This window comes from Pseudomonas edaphica (assembly GCF_005863185.1).
Lineage (GTDB): Bacteria > Pseudomonadota > Gammaproteobacteria > Pseudomonadales > Pseudomonadaceae > Aquipseudomonas > Aquipseudomonas edaphica.
This window is the reverse complement of record NZ_VBVZ01001072.1, coordinates 1-856: the sequence shown is the minus strand read 5'-3', so window position 1 is coordinate 856 and position 856 is coordinate 1. Positions and strand designations below refer to the sequence as shown.

The window sequence follows — 856 nt, the reverse complement described above, 5'->3', positions numbered from 1 at the left end:
CAGTGGCCGCAGCGGTGGTGGCGCCATTACCCAGGGCCAAAGAGTTGGCGGTGCTGGCGTTGGCACCGTTGCCCAGGGCAATGGCGTTGTCGGCCGAAGCAGTTGCCACCGGGCCGATGGCTACGCTGTCGGTGCCGGTGGCCGTGCTGTCACCCAGGGCCGAGTTGCTGTGGAAATACTTGATACCAGCGCCGTTGGTGACGATGTTGCCCAACTGGGTGCTGAAGCTGTTGCCCAGGTTGGTAATGGACGTACTGAGACTGGTGCCCAGGTCGGTGACGGAGGTGTTGGTGGCATTCAATTGGCTGCCATTGACCGCATCAGTGCTGGTGGCGCTCAAGGTGCCGGCGGCGACGTTGGTCAAGGTCGTTGCAGTACCGCCTTGGTTGAAGGTCACCGAGGTTTTGGTGTTCACATCATCGTACTTGACGCCCTCGGCGGCAGTGTTGGTCAGGTTGCTGATCTGCGTGCTGAGGTTGGTGCTCAGGTCGCTCACCGAGGTGTTAGTGGCATTCAACTGGCTGCCGTTTACCGCGTCGGTGCTGGTGGCCGAGACCCGCCCAGCGGCGACGTTGCTGATCTGCCGCTCGGCACCGACGGCGCCAACGCTGAGCACGCCCACAGGCGCGGCACCGGCGAAGGTATACGTGGTGCCGTTGATCACGCTACTGGCGGTGGCAGTGGCAGCCGTGGTGGTGGCGCCATTACCCAGGGCCAGGGAGTTGGCGATGCTGGCGTTGGCACCGTTGCCCAAGGCAATGGCGTTGTCGGCCGAAGCAGTTGCCACCGGGCCGATGGCTACGCTGTCGGTGCCGGTGGCCGTGCTGTCGCCCAGGCCCGCGTTGCTGTGGAAGTA

General features: G+C 64.1%; 1 pseudogene. It reads right to left on the bottom strand.

The window, feature by feature from the left end:
• Positions 1–856, bottom strand: a pseudogene (locus FEM54_RS33315) (hypothetical protein); the annotation flags it as partial.